Source organism: Aureimonas ureilytica DSM 18598 = NBRC 106430, from assembly GCF_000382705.1.
GTDB classification, from domain to species: domain Bacteria; phylum Pseudomonadota; class Alphaproteobacteria; order Rhizobiales; family Rhizobiaceae; genus Aureimonas; species Aureimonas ureilytica.
In genome coordinates this window covers 375054-392331 of the sequence record NZ_ARQE01000001.1, presented here as the reverse complement: position 1 = coordinate 392331, position 17278 = coordinate 375054, and the positions used below count along the sequence as shown (strand labels likewise).

Genomic DNA, 17278 nt, shown 5'->3' with positions numbered 1-17278 from the left:
GTCCGGCCGGACCGCCTCCCGCGCGGTCCGGCCGGACAACCGCCGAGCCAACGGAAAGACGAGAGATGGACGGGATCGAGACGGAGCGCGCCGGAGGGAAGCGGACCGAGGCGGGCCGCGTCGCGACGCTCGCCGCGCTGGAAGCGCTGTACGGGCCGGTCGCGCCGCCCTCGCGGATCAAGGAGGTCGACCACCTCCATCCGGTCTATCGGCCCTTCATCGAGGCCGCCCCCTTCGTCGCCCTGGCGACGGTCGGCCCGGGCGGGCTCGACGTGACGCCGCGCGGCGACCCCGCCGGCTTCGTGGAGATCGAGGACCGCAAGACGCTGCTTCTGCCGGACCGGCGCGGCAACAACCGGATCGACGCCCTGCGCAACATCCTCGCCGATCCGCGCGTCGCGCTTCTGTTTCTCCTGCCCGGCATCGGCGAAACGCTCCGGGTCAACGGCACGGCCGAAATTCGCGTCGACCCCGGCCTTCTCGCCCGCTTCACCCTGGCGGGCCACCCACCGAAATCCGTGCTGCGCATCCGCGTGGAGAGTGTCTTCTTCCAGTGCAGCCGAGCGGTGATCCGCGCCGGCCTTTGGAGCGAGGAGAGCCGGATCGCGCGCGAAACCCTGCCGAGCCCCGGCACGATCCTGCGCACCCTGTCGCAGGAAGCCTTCGACGGCGCGGCCTATGACGAGGCGCTGCCGGAGCGGCTGAAGACGACGCTTTACTAGGCCCATGGGGGCCTCCGGGCGGAGGGCGAGAGAGCGTCGCTCGGTCGCGAGGCGCGGCGCTTGGGTGATGCGATATCGGCATCAGTGCCGTCGCGACGGACCTGCCGACGGGCGAGCCGCGTGGGCCGCCCTCGGACAAACGATGAAGCGATCCGAGAAGTCGATCCCGCGAGGATCGGTCCACAACTCCCGAGCCGCAACAGAACAACCAGCGGAAGCCGCCGAGGGATCGGCGTCGGCCTCGAAAGCCGAGCCCTGCCTCCGCACCGCTCGACGCTCGACGCCGCAGAGGTTCGCACGAACGGGGAGGACGTCAGGCAGAGCCGGGAGCCGGGAGCCGGGAGCCGGGAGCCGGGAGCCGGGAGCCGGGAGCCGGGAGCCGGGAGCCGGGAGCCGGGAGCCGACGCAGCGCGACCGTGAGGCTTTGTCGAGCGCTTTCCCGAAGCCGCGATCCCGGGCCGTGTGGGGCCAGGGTCGAGAGAGCGTCAGGAAGGCGGGCCGGCAGCAAGCAGCCGGCCGCGCTGCGGTGTCGAAACCTTATTTCTTCGCGTCCTTCTGGGGCGTGGCGAACTTGCCGGGAACGCCGGTCGCCGTCGGCTCGACCTTCTTGGCCTTGTCCGCCTTCGGCTTGCGCGTTTCCTTGTTGCTGCGCATCTGACCCTTGGCCATGTCACCCTCCCGAAGACCGCCGCGCCCGGACGTCCGGGGCTTGGAAGCAGCGATCGGTCGGATGTTGTGATCCGATTTCGCGCCGTCCACAAGCGGCCTCGTGAGATGAGGGATGAAGCTTTGGACAGGTTGCGGACCGGCCCCTTCGAAACCGGGCGCGGCTCGGCTACAGCTTGCAGCCTTTCGCCCCCTCACGAGAGCCGATCATGACCGAGCCCCAGCCCGCGCCGCAGCCGGTTCTTTCCTCTTCCTCCCCTTCCCCCTCGCCGCTGCGACGGCGGGCGGTGTGGAGCTGGATCGGCTTCGATTTCGCCGCCCAACCCTTCTTCACGGTGGTGCTGACCTTCGTCTTCGGCCCCTATTTCGTGGCGCATCTGGCGGAGGACCCCGCCCGTGGGCAGTCGGCCTGGGCGCTCGCGGCGGGCGCGACGGGCCTTCTCGTCGCCCTTGCCTCGCCTGTTCTCGGCCAGCGCACCGACCGGCGCGGGCCGGTGAAGCCCATGCTCGCGACGCTGGCGCTGGTGCAGGTGGCGAGCTGTGCCACGCTCTGGTTCGCCGCGCCCGGCTCCCCGCTCCTGCCGGTGGCGATCGCGGTGGTTCTCGCCGGCATCGCGGCGGAGCTGTCGGTGGTGCTCAACGACACGCTTCTGCCGAGCCTCGTGCCGCGCGCCTCGCTCGGCCTCGTGTCCAACATCGCCTGGGGCACGGGCTATGTCGGGGGCATTCTGGCGCTGGTGGTGACGCTCGGGCTGCTCGCCGCCGAGCCCGCCAGCGGCCTGACGCTGCTCGGCCTCCCGCCGTTCTTCGGGCTGGACGCCACGAGCTTCGAAGGCGCGCGGGCGGCCGGGCCGCTGGCGGCGCTCTGGTATCTCGCCTTCGTCTGGCCGATGTTCCTGTTCGTGCCCGACCGCCCGCGCCGGCCCCCGGTCGCGCAAGCGGGCGAGGCCCCCTCCTTCTGGCGCACGCTGCGCGGCGATCTCGCGCAGCATCCGCGCCTTGCCCGCTTCATCCTGGCGCGGATGCTCTACCAGGACGGGATCAACGCCCTTCTCGTTCTCGGCGGCGCCTTCGCGGCGGCGAGCTTTGGCTGGAGCACGACGGAAAGTGGCGTGTTCGGCCTCCTTCTCGCGGTCGCGGCGACGATCGGCTGTCTGGCGGCGGCCTTTCTCGACCGGCGCTTCGGCCCGCGCCCGGTGGTGGTCGCGGGGCTCGCGATGCTGGTGCTGGCGACCGTCGGCATCGTTTCCACCACGCCGGATTCCACGCTGTTCGGCGCGCTGCGCTTTGCCCCGTCCGAGGCGACGGGGCTCTTCGCGACGCCGGCCGAGCGGGCCTTTCTCCTTTACGGCGTCCTGATCGGCATCGCCTTCGGCCCGGTCCAGGCCTCCTCGCGCTCGGCGCTCGCCATGGCGGTGCCGGTCGCGGACGCCGCGCGCTGGTTCGGCCTTTATTCCCTCGCGGGCCGCGCCACGGGCTTTCTCGCGCCGCTTCTCGTGGCGGGCGCGACCGCCTTCGCCGCGCTCTGGGTGGAGCCGGCGACGGCCACGCGCTGGGGCATGTCGGTGATCGCCCTGTTCTTCATCCTCGGCCTCGCGCTCCTGCCCCGCCTGCCCCGCAGCGCCTGACCGACCCGCATGCCGTCTCGGCCCGAACCCTGCCGGCGCCTCTTCGTCAGGCGGCGACGGCGGCCTCCGGCACCTCGCCGAAGCGGCGCTCGCGCCGCGCGAAGCGCGCCAGGGCTTCGGTGAGATCGGCGGGCCCGAAATCGGGCCACATGCGCTCCACGAAGAGGAGCTCGGCATAGGCGCATTCCCACAGGAGGAAGTCGCTCAACCGCTGCTCGCCGCCGGTGCGGATCAGAAGATCGACATCCGGCGCGCCGTCGCTGGTGACGAGGCGCGAAAAGGCCTCGCGCGACAGGCCGGGGCCGGCTTGAGCGGCGTGGGCGGCTTGGAGGGCGGCGGCGAGAATGGCGTCGCGCGCCGAATAGTCGAAGGCGATGCGCAGATGCAGCCGCTCGGCTCCCGCCGTCTCCCGCTCGGCCTCGGCGATGCGCGCGGCGAGCCCCGCCGGCAAGCGGTCGCGCCGGCCGATGAAGCCGAGCCGCACGCCGCTTCTCGCGAGCGTCGCGATCTCCTCGCGCAGGTAGCGGCCGAGAAGCGCCATCAGCCCGGAGACCTCGGCCGCCGGCCGGCGCCAGTTGTCGCTCGAAAAGGCATAGAGCGTCAGCGTGCCGACCCCCGCCTCGGCGGCGGCTTCCACCACGGGGCGGATCGCCTTCACGCCGGCCTGATGACCGCGAACGCGCGGTAGGCCGCGCGCGGTGGCCCAGCGGCCGTTGCCATCCATGATCAGGCCGATATGCATTCTGTCGGCGAAACCACTTTGCATCGCAAAGCTCCAGTGCAAAAAAATTCGGGAAGGGGTCAGGCGTTGCGCGGGCGCAAGGCGGGGGCGTCCGCGCCGCTCGTCTTGGCGAGCTCCGCCGCGTCGCGCACGACGCGTTCGAGCACGGCGAGATAATCCAGGAAACGCGCGCGGCCGGCCGCCGTCAGGCGGCAGGTGGTGAGCGGGCGCTTGCCCTCGAACACCTTGTCGATCGCGACGAGCCCGGCCTCTTCCAGCACCTGGAGATGGCGCGACAGGTTGCCGTCGGTGAGGCCGCAGAGCCGTTTCAGATCGGCGAAGGCGAGGCCCTTCGCGTGGCCGGCGAGCGAAGTCATGATCCCGAGCCGCGCCTTCTCGTGGATCACGCGGTCGAGGCCGTCATAGGAAAAGGGCGCGGCGCTATCTTGCATCGTGATCTCCCGAAGCATGGCGGACGACGGCGGCGAGAAGCAGCTGCCCGACCGCGAAGGGCACACCCATCGACCAGGGCGAGAGCGTGGGCGCCGAGCCCTCCAGCATGAGAACGGCGCAGCCGGCGACGAAGTACCAGGCGGCCGCGATCAGGGTGCCGCGCGGCAGCGACGGGGCGGCGGCAAAGAGGCCGAGGCTGACGAGGATCTGCCAGAGGCCCGGCAGCATCCACAGCGCGTCCGGCGCGAAGCGGGCGAGGATCAGCGCGAGCGCCGCGCCCGCCGCGCCGGCCGGCAGGAACTGGTGCACCGCCTGGAAAATCATCGCATCGGCAAGGCCCGCATGGTGGCGGCGCGAGCGCACGACCATCTCGGCCCCCACCAGCACCACGCTGACGACGGCGACCGCGATCCACCCGGCGAAGAACAGGCCGGGGCGCTCCGCCGGGACGGCGATCAGCGCGCCCTGCACGAGAGCGGTGGCGATGGCGAGACCACCCGTCGTCGCGAGCGCGGCGGGACCGAGCCCATGAAACACGGTGCTCGCCGCCATCCGACTGCGGATGTCGTCGATATCGGCCAAGGCCCGTTCGTAGTCGCCCATGACGTCCTCACTTTGTAATGCAAAGTAAGCACGATCCCAAAGCGAACACAAGCCATCCCAAGGCCTCGGCCTGAAAACGCCAAAGGCCGCCGGGCGAACCGGCGGCCTTTGCCAAATCGAAACCGCTGACGATCCGCACGGAGCGGCGCGGCGCGCCTCAATGGCGGAAATGGCGCATGCCCGTGAAGACCATGGCGATGCCGTGCTCGTCGGCGGCGTCGATCACCTCCTGGTCGCGCATCGAGCCGCCCGGCTGGATCACCGCCGTCGCGCCGGCCGCGACCGCCGAAAGGAGACCGTCCGCGAAGGGGAAGAAGGCGTCGGAGGCCACCGCCGAGCCGCGCGTCAGCACTTGGCCGCCGGCCGCCTGCGCGGCGTCCTCGGCCTTGCGGGCGGCGATGCGGGCCGAATCCACGCGGCTCATCTGGCCGGCGCCGATGCCGACCGTCGCCAGATCCTTGGCATAGACGATGGCGTTGGACTTCACATGCTTGGCGACGCGGAAGGCGAAGCGCAGATCCGCCATTTCCTGTTCGCTCGGCGCGCGCTTGGTGACGACCTTGAGGTCGAGCGCGTCCACCGTGCCGGAATCGCGGCTCTGGACAAGGAGGCCGCCGGCGACGGACTTCACGAGAAGGCCGGGTGCGCGCGGGTCGGGCAGGCCGCCGGTCAGGAGGAGGCGCAGGTTCTTCTTGGCCGCGACGAGGGCGATCGCCTCCTCGTCCGCTTCCGGCGCGATGATGACCTCGGTGAAGACCTTGACGATCTCGGCGGCCGATTGTGCGTCGAGCTTGCGGTTCAGCGCCACGATGCCGCCGAAGGCCGAGACCGGGTCGCAGGCGAGCGCCTTGGCATAAGCGTCGAGAAGCGTGCCGCCCTCCGCCACGCCGCAGGGGTTGGCGTGCTTGATGATGGCGACGGCGGCGGTGCGGGCGGGGTCGAACTCGGCCACGAGCTCGAAGGCGGCGTCGGTGTCATTGATGTTGTTGTAGGACAGTTCCTTGCCCTGCACCTGCCGCGCGGTGGCGACGCCGGCGCGGTTGGAGCCGTCGAGATAGAAGCTCGCGGTCTGGTGCGGGTTCTCGCCATAGCGCAGCGAGGAGGAGAGCGTGCCGGCGAAGGCGCGCCGCGCCGGGGCGACATCCTGCGTGACGCCCGCGAACCAGGCCGAGACCGCCGCGTCGTAGCTCGCCGTCAGCCCATAGGCCTTGCCGGCGAGGCGGCGGCGCAGGTCGAGTTCGACCTCGCCCTTGCCTTCGTCCAGCGCGGCGAGGAAGGCGTCGTAGTCGGCCGGGTCGGTGAGCACGCTGACATAGGCGTGGTTCTTGGCGCCGGCGCGGATCATGGCCGGGCCGCCGATGTCGATATTCTCGATGATCGAAGCCTTGTCGGCGCCCGACGCGACGGTCTGCGCGAAGGGGTAGAGATTGACCACGAGAAGGTCGAGGCCGAAAATGCCGTGCGTGTCCATCGCCGCCTGATGAGCGGGGTCGGCGCGCATGCCGAGGAGCCCCCCATGGACGCCGGGGTGCAGCGTCTTCACGCGCCCGTCCATGATCTCGGGAAAGCCGGTCAGCTCCGACACGTCGCGCACCGGCAGGCCGGCCGCTTCGATCGCGGCGCGCGTGCCGCCGGTGGAAACGAGTTCGACGCCGCGCGCCGAGAGGCCCCGCGCCAGATCCACGAGCCCGGTCTTGTCGAAGACGGACAGGAGCGCCCGGCGCACCGGATGACGATCGGGGGCGGGATAAAGATTGGCGGCGACGGCCATGGGCGGGCACTCCAGGCTGGAAAGGGCGATCGGCGGATCGGGGCGCGGCCCCGGCGGATCGCCTCCCCATAGTGCGCAAACCCGCCGCTCACAAGGCCGGCGAGCCCAGCCGAACGCGCCGATCCCCGCTCGGCCGCACCGAAACCGCCCCGCCTCCCCTGCCCCGCCCGCTTGGCGCGCGCGCCGGTTTGCCGGTAGAAGCGACCCGCACACAATGGAAGGACCTGCGATGGCGAGTGAACCGCGTGTCGGCTGCGGCGTGGCGATCCTGCGGGAGGGGCGGCTCCTTCTCGTCCAGCGGCGCGGCGCGCCGGAAGCGGGCAGCTGGAGCTTTCCGGGCGGCAAGGTCGATCCGTTCGAGCCGACCGAGACGGCGGCCGCGCGCGAAACGGCCGAGGAACTCGGGATCGCGGTCGGCCCGCTCGCGCTTCTCTGCGTGGTGGACCTGATCGATCGCGAGGCGGATACGCATTGGGTGTCGCCGGTCTATCGGGCGGATCGTTTCACGGGCGAGCCGCGCATCGTCGAGCCGCACAAGCACGAGGCGCTCGGCTGGTTCGCGCTGGATGCGCTTCCCGCGCCGCTCTCGAAAGCCGTGGAAGTCGCAGCGCAGGTTCTCGGCACCGACAGAGATTAGCCGGCTTACCGGGTGGGAACGGCGGCTTCAGCGCGCCGCCGCCAAGGCTTCGTCGCCGGGCTGGCGCCCTTCGCGCAGGGGCTCGGTGCGCCGGCCGAGATCGTCCAGCGTGTTGGGCAGAACCGCGACGGCCCGGTTCATGCCGCAGCCGGCAAGACAGGCGCCGAGCGCGGCGAGAAGAAGAAGGCGAGACATGGCGGCCGGGCTCCCGAGCGGTGAAACGGGTAGATAGCGCCTGCCCGCCTCGCGTCAGCCATTCGCCGCCCGTCGATCCTTCGTCGGCCAAGTCTCACCCGGCCGACGGAGGGGAATGGGCCGCGCCTATCGCTCGAAGCACCAGCCGAGCTGGGTGCGCTCCATCGGGTCGAACACGACCGAAATCTGCGCGCTCGGGCGCGCGCCGGCCGGATCGGCGAAGAAGATGGAATCCTCCAGCCGCGCCGGGACCTCGCTGCGGAACCACCAGATCTCGTCGCCATGCTGGAGGCGGATGCCGCTTTGCGTCTCGTCGGCCGTCACGTCCGGGTGGAGATGGAAGCGCAACATGCCGAGCGGCGGGTCGCCGGCCGGGCGCTGGTTCCGCCCGGTCGCCTGGAACAGGCGGTCGACGCCCTCGATCCGCCGTCCGTCGCCGGAAAGGTGAATCTGCCGCTCGTGCACGAAGCCGAAGGGAAGCCGGTAGCCGTCATGGGCGGCGGTGAGGAGATGCCCTTCGCCCGTGTCCTCGCGCGAGGCCGGCACGCGGGTCGGCCCCGGCAGGAGCGGCACGCCGAGATAGCGGTCGAGGATCGGCGATTTGGCGAAGCGCGAGGAGGAATGATCGCCGAGCACGAGGGTCGAATGCGCCGCCGTGTTGCGCGCCAGACGCCGACCGGCATCCTCGGCGCGGGTGGTCGCGCCGCAATTCACCACCATGCGCCGACGCCCGGAGGAGAACTCGAAGGCGAGCGTGCCGGCATGGGCCTCGCCCGCATGGGCGGGCGCGGGCGGCAGGCCGGTGTCGGCGAGAAGCACCGTGCCGCCGGCCGCCAAGCGCTGATAGCCGGTCTGGCGCAGCGCGGAAGCCGGCTCGCCGAGCGTTTCGTCGTAGCGCAGGAGCAGGGCGAGGAGCGAACGATCGGCGAGCGCCGCGCCGTTGAAGAGGGCCACCGCGCCGTCGCCATGCAGGAAGAAGCGCAGCGCCGGCAGCATCCGGTCGATCGCGCTGAACAGGGCGCGCGGCACCGCCTGGTTGCGATGGGCGAAGAGCTGGCGCAGCGGCAGGAGATCGGCGAGCAGCGCCGGGATCGCGGCGGGGTTGCGCGAGATATGGCCGCCATCGGGATAGATCTGCCGGTCGAGCTCGTCCGACAGGAGCTTGGCGGCGGGGCGCACGAGCGAGCGGCGGCCGGGCTGGCAGAGCGCGGCGGTGGCGAGCGCGATGCGAACCAGAAGGCGCGGCAGGCCCTCCGGCGCCGAGGCGCTGGCGCGCGACAAGCGGCGCGCTTCGCGGGCCAGCGCGGTTTCGAAGCGTCGGCGGAAGGGCGCGTGCGCCTGGGCGAGCACGATCGGCGCATGGGCGAGCCAGCTGATCAGGCGGCGGGCGGCGACCTCGTGGTCGAAGGCGAGGCGCGGCAGGGCGCGGCGATCGAGGACGAGCCAATCCGCCACCAGAACGCGCGCCTGCTCGGCCGACAGCGCGTCGCCGGTCTCGGTGAAATGGCGCAGCCATCCGAAGCCGTGCAGTTCCGCCATCCAGCTTCGCGGCGCGCCGCGCAGGAGGAAGGGCGAGCGGCTTCCGAACTCGACGTCATGGCCGGCGAGCGACAGGCGGCCGGAATAGAAGGTCTCGACGAAGCTCGGCTCGGCCCGGCGCAGGTCCACCGGCACGGCCAGGATGCGGCCGGCGCGCCGGCCGGCGAGCGGCGCGAAGCCGACGATCGCCGGCCCGACACCGCGCAGACGACGCACCGTCTCGCGGACCATCAGCCCCGCCAAGCGTGGCTCGTCGACAAATCCCGTCGTCATCGCAACTTCCCCCGACCAACGATGCCGGGCCTTCTGCCCCAGCCCTGCGCGCGTCGCAGGAGGGGGCCTCGGCCGGCCTGTCGTGTTGCGCCGATTTTTCGACGAGCAGGGTTAACACCGCGCTAATGACAGGCATTGTGGCCGAAACGGGGCGCCGTCCCGCCCAACACATTCCCGTCAGGACGGGTCTTCCCAAGGCGTCGGCGACCCGGACGGGAGGGCGAAAGCCGGCCTTCGGGGGGGTGGAGCGAACAGGCACCCGCCCCATCCCCGGCGTGTCGCTCCGCCCCTCGAAAGCCGGTCCGGCCTTCGCTGGGCAGGCGTCCAGAGCCTGTCCGGGCGCGAAAGCCGACTCGGCTTTCGCTGGACATGCTCTAGCGCGCGGTCGCGGCGCGGCGCAGGCGGGCGGCGAAGAAGCCGTCGAGGCCGGACAGCTCGGGCGTGTCCCGCCTCAGCATGGCGGGCGTCGTGCGCAGGAAGCCCGAAGCCGACACGGCCTCGCCGAGGCCCGGAACCTCCTCCTCGCGCACCGGCTCCACCGTGTAGTCGGTGCGCGAAGCGAGGAAGGCGGCGACCGTTTCCTCGCCCTCGATCGGGTCGAGCGAGCAGTTGGAAAAGACGAGAAGCCCGCCCGGCGCCACGAGATCGGCCGCGCGCGCCAGAAGCCGCGCCTGGACCTCGGCGAGCTTGCGCAGCTCCGTCTCGTCCTTGGTGTAGGCGACGTCGGGATGGCGGCGGATCGTGCCGGTGGAGGAACAGGGCGCGTCGAGAAGCACGGCGTCGAAGGGCGTTTCCGGCTCGAAACGCATGAGATCGCTGCCGACGAACTGCGCCTCCAGCTTCAGCCGGGCGAAATTCTCCTTCAGGCGGCGCAGGCGCGAGGGGGAAATCTCCACCGCCGTGACATCGGCGCCGCTGGCGGCCAGCTGCGCCGTCTTGCCGCCGGGCGCGGCGCAGAGATCGGCGACGCGCAGGCCCTTCACCTCGCCCATGAGCCGGGCCGGCAGGCTGGCGGCGGCGTCCTGCACCCACCAGTCGCCCGCCTCGAAGCCCGGCAGATCGCTCACCGCCTCCTCGCCCGGCGCGCGCCGCACCGTGCCGAAGGGCAGGAGGCTGGCCTGCAGCGCCTCGGCAACCGCGGCGGGCTCGCCGCGCGCCGTGAAGTCGAGCGGCGCGGGCAGGCGATGCATGGCGACGATGGCGCGCGCGCCGTCCTCGCCATAGGCCGCCTCCAGCCGCGCCCAGAGCCAGGGCGGGCAGTCGAGGCGCGGATCGTCGAACTGGGCGAGAAAGGCGTCCTTCTCGCGCGCCACGCGGCGCAGGATGGCGTTCACGAGGCCGGCGAAGCGCTCCGAGCGCGGATCGCCGGAGGCCTGCGCCACGGCGAGATCGACCGCCGCCGAATCCGGCACGTCGAGAAACAGGATCTGCGCCGCGCCGACATGCAGGACATGGCGCAGATGCGCCGCGCGCGCCGGCAAAGGCCGCTCCAGGCATTCGTCGAGGATCGCCTCGATCGTGCCTCGGCGCCGAAGGGCGCTGAGAAGGATCGCGCGCACCAGCCCCTGGTCGCGCGGCGGCAGGCGCAGGAAGTCGGGATGGCCGTGGCGGCGGTCGGTGAGCCCGTCGGCCGAGGTGCGCGCGTCCACCACGGCGGCGAGCAGCCGGGCGGCGGTGCGGCGCGAGGCGATGCCGGGGCGCTCACTGGGCGGATCGGCGGGCGGGCGCCCTCCCGAGCCGGAGGGGCGAGCGGAGGAGCGTCGGCCGGGCGAGCCGGCGGAGCGGGCGGATGTGCGGGGTGTTTCCATCGACCATGCTATGGGCAAGTGAGCGGCCGGGAGCAAGAGCGCAGGGCGCCGGAGGCCCTCGCGCGAGGCCGCGAAAGCCGGCGTTGCGGGCGAGGCGGTGGTCCGCGTGGAGCCCTCACGGATCGCGGACACGGCTTGCGCGGCCTTCTCCATCCGTGAGGGCGCGGGCTGGCGGCAGCGGTTCGAAGCGCGCAGCCGGGAGACACGCCGGCCGCCCCTGTTGTCCGCTTGCGGGCGATGGCCCCGCCCTCGCGACCTCTCCGTCCCGCGCGGCAGGGCGAGACGCCCGCGCCTTCGTTCGCCGCTCTTTTCCCGCTTGCCAAACGCCGCGCGGCGGGGTTTCGAGGGACCCAAGAGCGCGGCGCGCTCCATAATGGGCCGCAGCGACGAGCGACGAGGGAACGAGCATGGAGCCGCAATTCGACGAGGACACGCTGGCGCTGGCGGCGCGGGTGTTCCAGGCCGCGCGCGAGGGCGACATCGCCTTTCTGGAGGAGGCCCTGGCGCGCGGCCTGCCGCCGAACCTGTCCAACGACAAGGGCGACACGCTCCTGATGCTGGCGAGTTATCACGGGCACACCGAGCTTGCCGCGCTTCTCCTGCGCCAGGGCGCCGACCCGGACCGCGTCAACGATCGCGGCCAGACGCCGCTCGCGGGCTGCGCCTTCAAGGGCCATGCTGCGACGGCGCGCGCGCTGCTCGACGGCGGCGCGGCGGTGGACGCGGCCGGGCCGGACGGGCGCACGGCGCTGATGATGGCCGCGATGTTCAACCGGGTCGATCTCGTGCGCCTGTTTCTGGAACGCGGCGCGGACCCCGCGCGCCGCACGCCGGAGGGTCTCACCGCCGCCGGCGCCGCGCGCGCCATGGGCGCGGCCGACACGCCGGCGCTGCTTGGCGAAGACCGGGAGCCCTGAGCGGCCGCGCGCGCAGGGTCGAGACGGGCCGAGACGGGCGGGCGCGGGCCGTGGGCCCCTCGGCGTTGAGACGGGCGCGAGGGGCTCGGGCTGACAGGCCGCGAGGACCGCGCGTTGTGCAAGCGCGCGGCAAGGGTTAAGAGACGCCACGACAACCCGCTCGGGTCGGTCCGGCGGTTCCCCGAACGCGCATTCCTGCGAAGGCGCCGCTGCGCTCGCGCATCAGGCGTCCGGCGTTTCGCGCGAGGGGCAAGTCCCTTCCCCGGTTCCTCGCCCGCGCATGGCCAAACCGTCTCGCAGGAGACGCTTGGCGCCCCGGCCGGAGATGGATGGATGACGAGTTGGACGAAGACCCCGGCCGAGGAAGCCGCCCGGCGCGCGCGCCATGGCCAGACGCCCGTCGTCGTCGTCATCCCCTATTACAACGGTTCGGACTTCATCGAGCGCTCGGCCCGCAGCGTTCTGGAGCAGACCGTTCCCCCCGCCGAGTTCCTGGTGGTGGATGACGGATCGACGGCCGAGGAAGCGGCGCGGCTGGACGCGATCGCCGAGCGCATGGGCTTCACGGTCCTGCGCAAGGCGAACGGCGGCCAGGGCAGCGCGCGCAATCACGGCGTGCGCCATTCGACCTCGCCCTTCATCTGCTTTCTCGATCAGGACGACTTCTACCTGAAGACCCATATCGAGACGCTGATCGACGCCATGCCCGACGACGATCCGCATTTCGGCTGGGTCTATGGCGAGTTGTTCGAGGCCGATGGCGACGGCCAGGTGGTGCGCACCAGCATCGTCAGTCACCATTCGTCCCACCCCAAGACCTCGCTGGCCGATCTTCTCGCCAACGACATGCACGTCCTGCCCTCCGCCTCGCTGATCGCGCGCGAGGCCTTCGAGGCGGTCGACGGGTTCGACGAGCAGTTCATGGGCTACGAGGACGACGACCTGTTCCTGCGCATCTTCCGGCGCGGCTACACGAACCACTTCACGCCGAAGCCCGTGACCGTCTGGTGCATCCACACGGAAAGCACGTCCTACGGCATCCGCATGGCGCGCTCGCGCTGGCGCTATTTCCAGAAGCTGATCGGCCTGTTTCCCGACGATCCGGAAAAGGGGCGCTTCTTCGTGCGCGATCTGATGATCAAGCGCTTCCACCAGCCGATCATGCGGGAAGCGCGCAACGCCGCGCTGGACGTGCCCGGCAAGTACACGGCGCACAAGCGCGAATATCTGCAGATCGCCAACGACTATGTGGCGACCCTTCTCGCCATGCCCTCGATCCCCGCGTCCTTCAAGAAGAAGCTGGTGCTGCGCCGCCGCGTCCTGAACAGCCCGCACGCCCGCCACATCTTCCGCATCCTGTTCCGCCTGGAGCGGCTGAAGGCCTATCTGATCCGGCGCTGAGACGCCGTTCGAACCCTGCCGCCCCCTTGCCGGCGCGGGGCGCCGGGACGGCATGGAGGCCGTCGCCGCCCGCGCCCTTCTCGCGCTCGCGAAAGCGTCAGGCTCGCAGGCCCATCGCCTCTCGCCAAGCGGCGTTCGTCCTTCTATCTAGGCCTTCGAGGCGTGTGCTGCGTGCGCCCGGGGGCTTCCCTCAAATCGACGGAGATGTGTGCAACCTTTTTCGAACAGGAGGGAGGGCGAAGCCATGTCCTCGCAGAACCACAATTCGATCCCGAGCCGGCGGCCGTCGCGATTCCTGCGCAACTTCCTCGCCAGCGAGGCCTCGGGCGGTCTCGTCCTGATGGGTGCGGCGGCCCTGGCGCTGATCGTCGCCAATTCGCCTTTCGCGGCCGAGTATTTCGGCGCGCTCCACCTCTATATCGGCCCGCTCTCGCTGCTCCACTGGATCAACGACGCACTGATGGCCGTGTTCTTCCTGATGGTCGGGCTGGAGATCAAGCGCGAGGTTCTGGGCGGCCAGCTCGCCACCTGGGACGCGCGCATCCTGCCGGGTCTCGCCGCGCTCGGCGGCATGGCGGTGCCGGCCGCGCTTTATCTCGTCTTCAACATGGGCTCGGCCGAGACGCGGGGCGGCTGGGCCATTCCGTCCGCCACCGACATCGCCTTCGCGCTCGGCGTTCTCTCGCTGTTCGGCTCGCGCGTGCCGGTCTCGCTGAAGGTCTTTCTCGCCGCCCTCGCGATCATCGACGATCTCGGCGCGGTTCTGATCATCGCCCTGTTCTACACGGCTGAGCTCAATCTCCTGGCGCTCGCGGGCGCGGCGGTCGTGGTCGCGCTTCTGGCGCTTCTCAACGGGCGCGGCGTCACGAGGCTCGCGCCCTATCTCGCGCTCGGCCTCGTTCTGTGGGTGCTGGTGTTCCTGTCGGGCATCCATGCGACGCTGGCCGGCGTCGTGCTCGCGCTCGCCATTCCGCTCGTGGTGCCCGAAGAAGGCCTCCAGCAGGAGGAGCCGCCGCTTCTGAAGCTCGAACACGCGATCCAGCCCTGGGTCGCCTTTCTGATCGTGCCGATCTTCGGCTTCGCCAATGCGGGCGTGTCCTTTGCCGGCTTCACGCTTTCGGCGCTGACCGACCCCGTGCCGGTCGGCATCGCGGTGGGGCTTTTGGTCGGCAAGCAGGTCGGCGTCTTCGGCATGGCGGCGCTCGCCATTCGCCTGCGCTGGGCGAGCCTGCCCGAGCGGGCGACCTGGGCGCAGCTCTACGGCGTCGCGCTTCTGTGCGGCATCGGCTTCACCATGAGCCTGTTCATTGGCCTTCTCGCCTTCCCGACCTCGCCGCTTCTGCAGGACGAAGTGAAGCTCGGCGTGCTCATGGGCTCGATCACCTCCGGCCTTCTCGGCGCCCTCGTGCTCTGGCTCGCCCCGTCGCGCGAGCGCCCGGCCTGACGAACCCGACAAGGCCGGGCGCCCCCTGCAAAGGCCAGGCGCCCGGTCCGCCTACTCGACCGAGCGCCCCGGCGGGTTTCCCGCCGGGGCGTTTTCATGTCCACGAGCGCGTGGCGGCGAGCCCCCGCTGCAACGAGAAGCGCACCTGCCCTCAAGAAAAGTCCGCGCCGATCGAGCCGCAGGGGAGAGAGGTTCGGGTGTTTGCGAGGGAGTCGCCACGCCTGGCGCTGCGGAAGCCTCGGCGAGGACCGCCTCAAGACGTCCGATACACTGCTGGAAATCCGGCGAGCCTTGCTGGCAGCCCCTCTTTGATCGCAGGGGGACCGGCGCTACACCGATCCGGTTCATCACAATCAAAACTGCATTTTTAACCCAAAAGCGTATCGCCAAGCCCTGAGGTTTCAATTACTCTCGAGGGCCAGACCGGCGCGTCCCCGAACGCCGCCCAAGGGCGGCTTCGTCGAGCACATGTTCTGCCCATCGCTTCGATCGTGGGCCGGTCCGGCCTGTCCGATCCCTCCTCTCCGGGCGCCGCGCGCCGCAGGAAGGTCGCATGTCGTCTCGTCGCGAAGAAGACCGGCCCGAAGAAGACGATCGGATCATCGAGGCCGAGCCTGTCGAACCCGGACAGGAACGGCATCCGCGCCGGCGGCACCGTCCGCCGCGCCCGGCGCCGGACAAGCGCTCGCCCTGGCGCGTCGGGCTGTTCCTGCATCGCTTCCTGATCGCGGTCGCGATCGGCATGCCCGCCATCTTCCTGATCGCCGAGACCTGGGAAGAAGCCTTCCTGTGGAGCGGCGTCCTCGTCGTGGCGCTGCAGGCCATCTATCTCGCGCTGGCGCTGCTCCTCGGCTGAGCCGCGCGGCGTCCGAGCGGAGCGGTGACATCCACGCCCTCGCCTCTCCGCCCCCGAGGCCCGCCCTTGCCCCCGCCCCGTCGCCATGGCACTCCGCCAGCCGAACGGATGGCGAGGAGACAGGCGGATGGAGCGTTTCAACGAGATCGAACGGGGCAAGATCGCCGCCATCGCCACCTCGCTCGAACTGCGCGAGCGCCCGCCCCTGCGCCCCGCGCCCGCCGATCTGCCGGGCCGGATCGTCGCCTGGCCGGCGCCCGAGCGGGAGGCCTATCTCGCGCTCTATCGCAAGGTCGGCGCCCCGCATCTCTGGTTCTCGCGCCTCTACATGGAGAGCGCCGAGCTCGACGCGCTTCTCGCCCATCCCGGCACCGCGATCTTCTCCTGGCGCGTCGAGGGCGTGGACGAGGGGCTTCTGGAACTCGACTTTTCCGAGCCGGACGCCTGCGAGATCAAGTATTTCGGCTTGACGGAGCGGCTTCAGGGCACGGGCGCGGCACGCGCCCTGATGAACCACGCGATCGAGACCGCCTTCGCGCGGCCGATCCGGCGGCTCTGGCTGCACACCAACACGATCGACCATCCGCGCGCCCTCGCCTTCTACCGGCGCACCGGGTTCCGGCCGATCGGCCAAAGCCTCGAAATCGCCGACGATCCGCGCCTCAACGGCGCGCTGCCGCGCGACGCCGCGCCCCATGTGCCGATCTTCGAATAGGTCGCGGCGAAGGGCGGCGCGCCCGACAATCCGACCGAAGCCTAACGCCGCAGCGCGGCGCGATAGGCGGCGGGGGTGAGGCCCGTCTCGCTCTTGAAGACGCGGGTGAAATGGCTCTGGTCGCCGAAGCCGCAAGCCGCCGCGATCTCGGCCACGGGCTCGCCCGCGCGCAGCAGCGCACGCGCCCGCTCCACCCGGCGCCGGCGCGTGAAGGCGTGCGGCGACAGGCCGAACGTCTCGCGGAACATGCGCTGGAAATGGAAGGGGCTGAGGCCGGCGAGACGGGCGAGATCGTCGAGCCGGATGGTCTCGCCGAGCGCGGCGTCCACATGCTCCTCCACCCGGCGGCAGAGATGGGGCGCGAGCCCTCCTTTCACGGCCCGCCCGCCCGCGCCCTCCGGGGCGAGCGCCGCGACCAGCGCCTCGCCCATCGCCACCTCGGCCGCGAGCGCCTCGCCCGCGCGCACGGCGAGGGCCAAGCGCGTCAGCGCGCCCGCCAGACGCGGCGTGTCCGCGAAGGTCGCCTCCGGCAGGCTCATCAGCCGCGCGTCGCGCTCGAAGGTCTCGGCGAAGAAGCGGCGCAGTTCCCGGTCGGGCACGTAGAGATGGGCGAATTCGAACGGGTCGGAGATCGCCCAGCGCGAGGAATGGCCCTGCGGCAGGATGCAGACCGCGCCGGCCCGCCCGCTGGCTCCCCGCGCGCCAGCCCCGCGCCCGCCGACGCGCCGCGTGCCCTCGCCGCCGGTCAGATAGAGGCTCAGCGTGTGACCCTCCGGCTGCTCGTAGCTCACCTCGTCGCGCGTGTTGCGCCAGATCGTCGCCGAACGCCCCGCGCCAAGGTCCAGCCGGTGCGTGGCCTGGGCGGTGGGCGAGGCCGAAAGCGCCGAGAAGACGGAGGGCGAGAGGGAGCGAGGCGGCATGGGGCGTGC

17 protein-coding genes are annotated in these 17278 nt (G+C 71.3%); 8 read left to right on the top strand and 9 right to left on the bottom strand.

Annotation, left to right across the window (positions count from 1 at the left end):
• Positions 1-65 precede the first annotated feature (65 nt).
• The gene (locus tag B146_RS0101850) at positions 66-722 is read left to right on the top strand and encodes a pyridoxamine 5'-phosphate oxidase family protein (protein WP_019994709.1); all 657 of its coding nucleotides are present in this window, start codon (positions 66-68) and stop codon (positions 720-722) included.
• A 537-nt stretch (positions 723-1259) separates the two neighbouring features.
• Here B146_RS0101850 and B146_RS30050 read toward each other — a convergent pair.
• The gene (locus B146_RS30050) at positions 1260-1391 is read right to left on the bottom strand and encodes a hypothetical protein (RefSeq protein ID WP_019994708.1); all 132 of its coding nucleotides are present in this window, start codon (positions 1389-1391) and stop codon (positions 1260-1262) included.
• A gap of 206 nt (positions 1392-1597) precedes the next feature.
• On the opposite strand from B146_RS30050, the gene B146_RS0101840 reads away from it, so the two are divergent.
• Positions 1598-3016, top strand: a complete 1419-nt coding sequence (locus B146_RS0101840; protein ID WP_019994707.1) for an MFS transporter — start codon at positions 1598-1600, stop codon at positions 3014-3016.
• Positions 3017-3062: 46 nt separating this feature from the next.
• On the opposite strand, the gene B146_RS0101835 is transcribed toward B146_RS0101840, so the two are convergent.
• The 4 genes from B146_RS0101835 to purH form a co-directional block, all read right to left on the bottom strand.
• Positions 3063-3782: a di-trans,poly-cis-decaprenylcistransferase gene (locus tag B146_RS0101835; protein ID WP_026358243.1), complete on the bottom strand. Its 720-nt coding sequence runs from the start codon at positions 3780-3782 to the stop codon at positions 3063-3065.
• Between the two features lie 35 nt (positions 3783-3817).
• Positions 3818-4189, bottom strand: coding sequence for a winged helix-turn-helix domain-containing protein (locus B146_RS0101830; protein WP_019994705.1), 372 nt, complete (start codon positions 4187-4189; stop codon positions 3818-3820).
• The gene (locus B146_RS0101825) at positions 4179-4793 is read right to left on the bottom strand and encodes a hypothetical protein (RefSeq protein ID WP_019994704.1); all 615 of its coding nucleotides are present in this window, start codon (positions 4791-4793) and stop codon (positions 4179-4181) included. The genes B146_RS0101830 and B146_RS0101825 overlap by 11 nt, the downstream gene beginning before the upstream one ends.
• Positions 4794-4950: 157 nt before the next feature.
• Positions 4951-6564, bottom strand: coding sequence for a bifunctional phosphoribosylaminoimidazolecarboxamide formyltransferase/IMP cyclohydrolase (gene purH / locus B146_RS0101820; protein ID WP_019994703.1), 1614 nt, complete (start codon positions 6562-6564; stop codon positions 4951-4953).
• Between the two features lie 229 nt (positions 6565-6793).
• On the opposite strand from purH, the gene B146_RS0101815 reads away from it, so the two are divergent.
• Entirely contained in the window at positions 6794-7201 is a 408-nt protein-coding gene (locus B146_RS0101815; RefSeq protein WP_019994702.1) for an NUDIX domain-containing protein, read from the top strand.
• 27 nt (positions 7202-7228) lie between these two features.
• Here B146_RS0101815 and B146_RS28845 read toward each other — a convergent pair whose 3' ends face one another.
• The 3 genes from B146_RS28845 to B146_RS0101800 all read right to left on the bottom strand — a co-directional run bounded on the left by B146_RS28845 (position 7229) and on the right by B146_RS0101800 (position 11016).
• Positions 7229-7396: a hypothetical protein gene (locus tag B146_RS28845; protein ID WP_019994701.1), complete on the bottom strand. Its 168-nt coding sequence runs from the start codon at positions 7394-7396 to the stop codon at positions 7229-7231.
• 126 nt (positions 7397-7522) lie between these two features.
• Positions 7523-9208 (bottom strand): heparinase II/III family protein, encoded by a 1686-nt coding sequence (locus tag B146_RS0101805; protein ID WP_019994700.1) that lies wholly within the window; start codon positions 9206-9208, stop codon positions 7523-7525.
• Between the two features lie 374 nt (positions 9209-9582).
• Complete coding sequence (locus B146_RS0101800; RefSeq protein WP_155897306.1) at positions 9583-11016, bottom strand: RsmB/NOP family class I SAM-dependent RNA methyltransferase; 1434 nt, start codon at positions 11014-11016, stop codon at positions 9583-9585.
• A 407-nt stretch (positions 11017-11423) separates the two neighbouring features.
• Between B146_RS0101800 and B146_RS0101795 the strand changes: the two genes are divergently transcribed.
• From B146_RS0101795 to B146_RS0101775, 5 genes are all read left to right on the top strand, one after another.
• Positions 11424-11933, top strand: a complete 510-nt coding sequence (locus B146_RS0101795) for an ankyrin repeat domain-containing protein (protein WP_019994698.1) — start codon at positions 11424-11426, stop codon at positions 11931-11933.
• 333 nt (positions 11934-12266) lie between these two features.
• Positions 12267-13334 (top strand): glycosyltransferase family 2 protein, encoded by a 1068-nt coding sequence (locus B146_RS27495; RefSeq protein ID WP_019994697.1) that lies wholly within the window; start codon positions 12267-12269, stop codon positions 13332-13334.
• Positions 13335-13578: 244 nt separating this feature from the next.
• Positions 13579-14778, top strand: a complete 1200-nt coding sequence (nhaA, locus tag B146_RS0101785) for a Na+/H+ antiporter NhaA (RefSeq protein WP_019994696.1) — start codon at positions 13579-13581, stop codon at positions 14776-14778.
• 553 nt (positions 14779-15331) lie between these two features.
• Complete coding sequence (locus B146_RS0101780) at positions 15332-15634, top strand: hypothetical protein (RefSeq protein WP_019994695.1); 303 nt, start codon at positions 15332-15334, stop codon at positions 15632-15634.
• 127 nt (positions 15635-15761) lie between these two features.
• Positions 15762-16349, top strand: a complete 588-nt coding sequence (locus B146_RS0101775) for a GNAT family N-acetyltransferase (protein ID WP_019994694.1) — start codon at positions 15762-15764, stop codon at positions 16347-16349.
• A 41-nt stretch (positions 16350-16390) separates the two neighbouring features.
• Here B146_RS0101775 and B146_RS0101770 read toward each other — a convergent pair whose 3' ends face one another.
• A complete protein-coding gene (locus B146_RS0101770; RefSeq protein ID WP_019994693.1) occupies positions 16391-17269 on the bottom strand; it encodes a helix-turn-helix transcriptional regulator in 879 nt (292 codons plus the stop codon).
• Positions 17270-17278 lie beyond the last annotated feature (9 nt).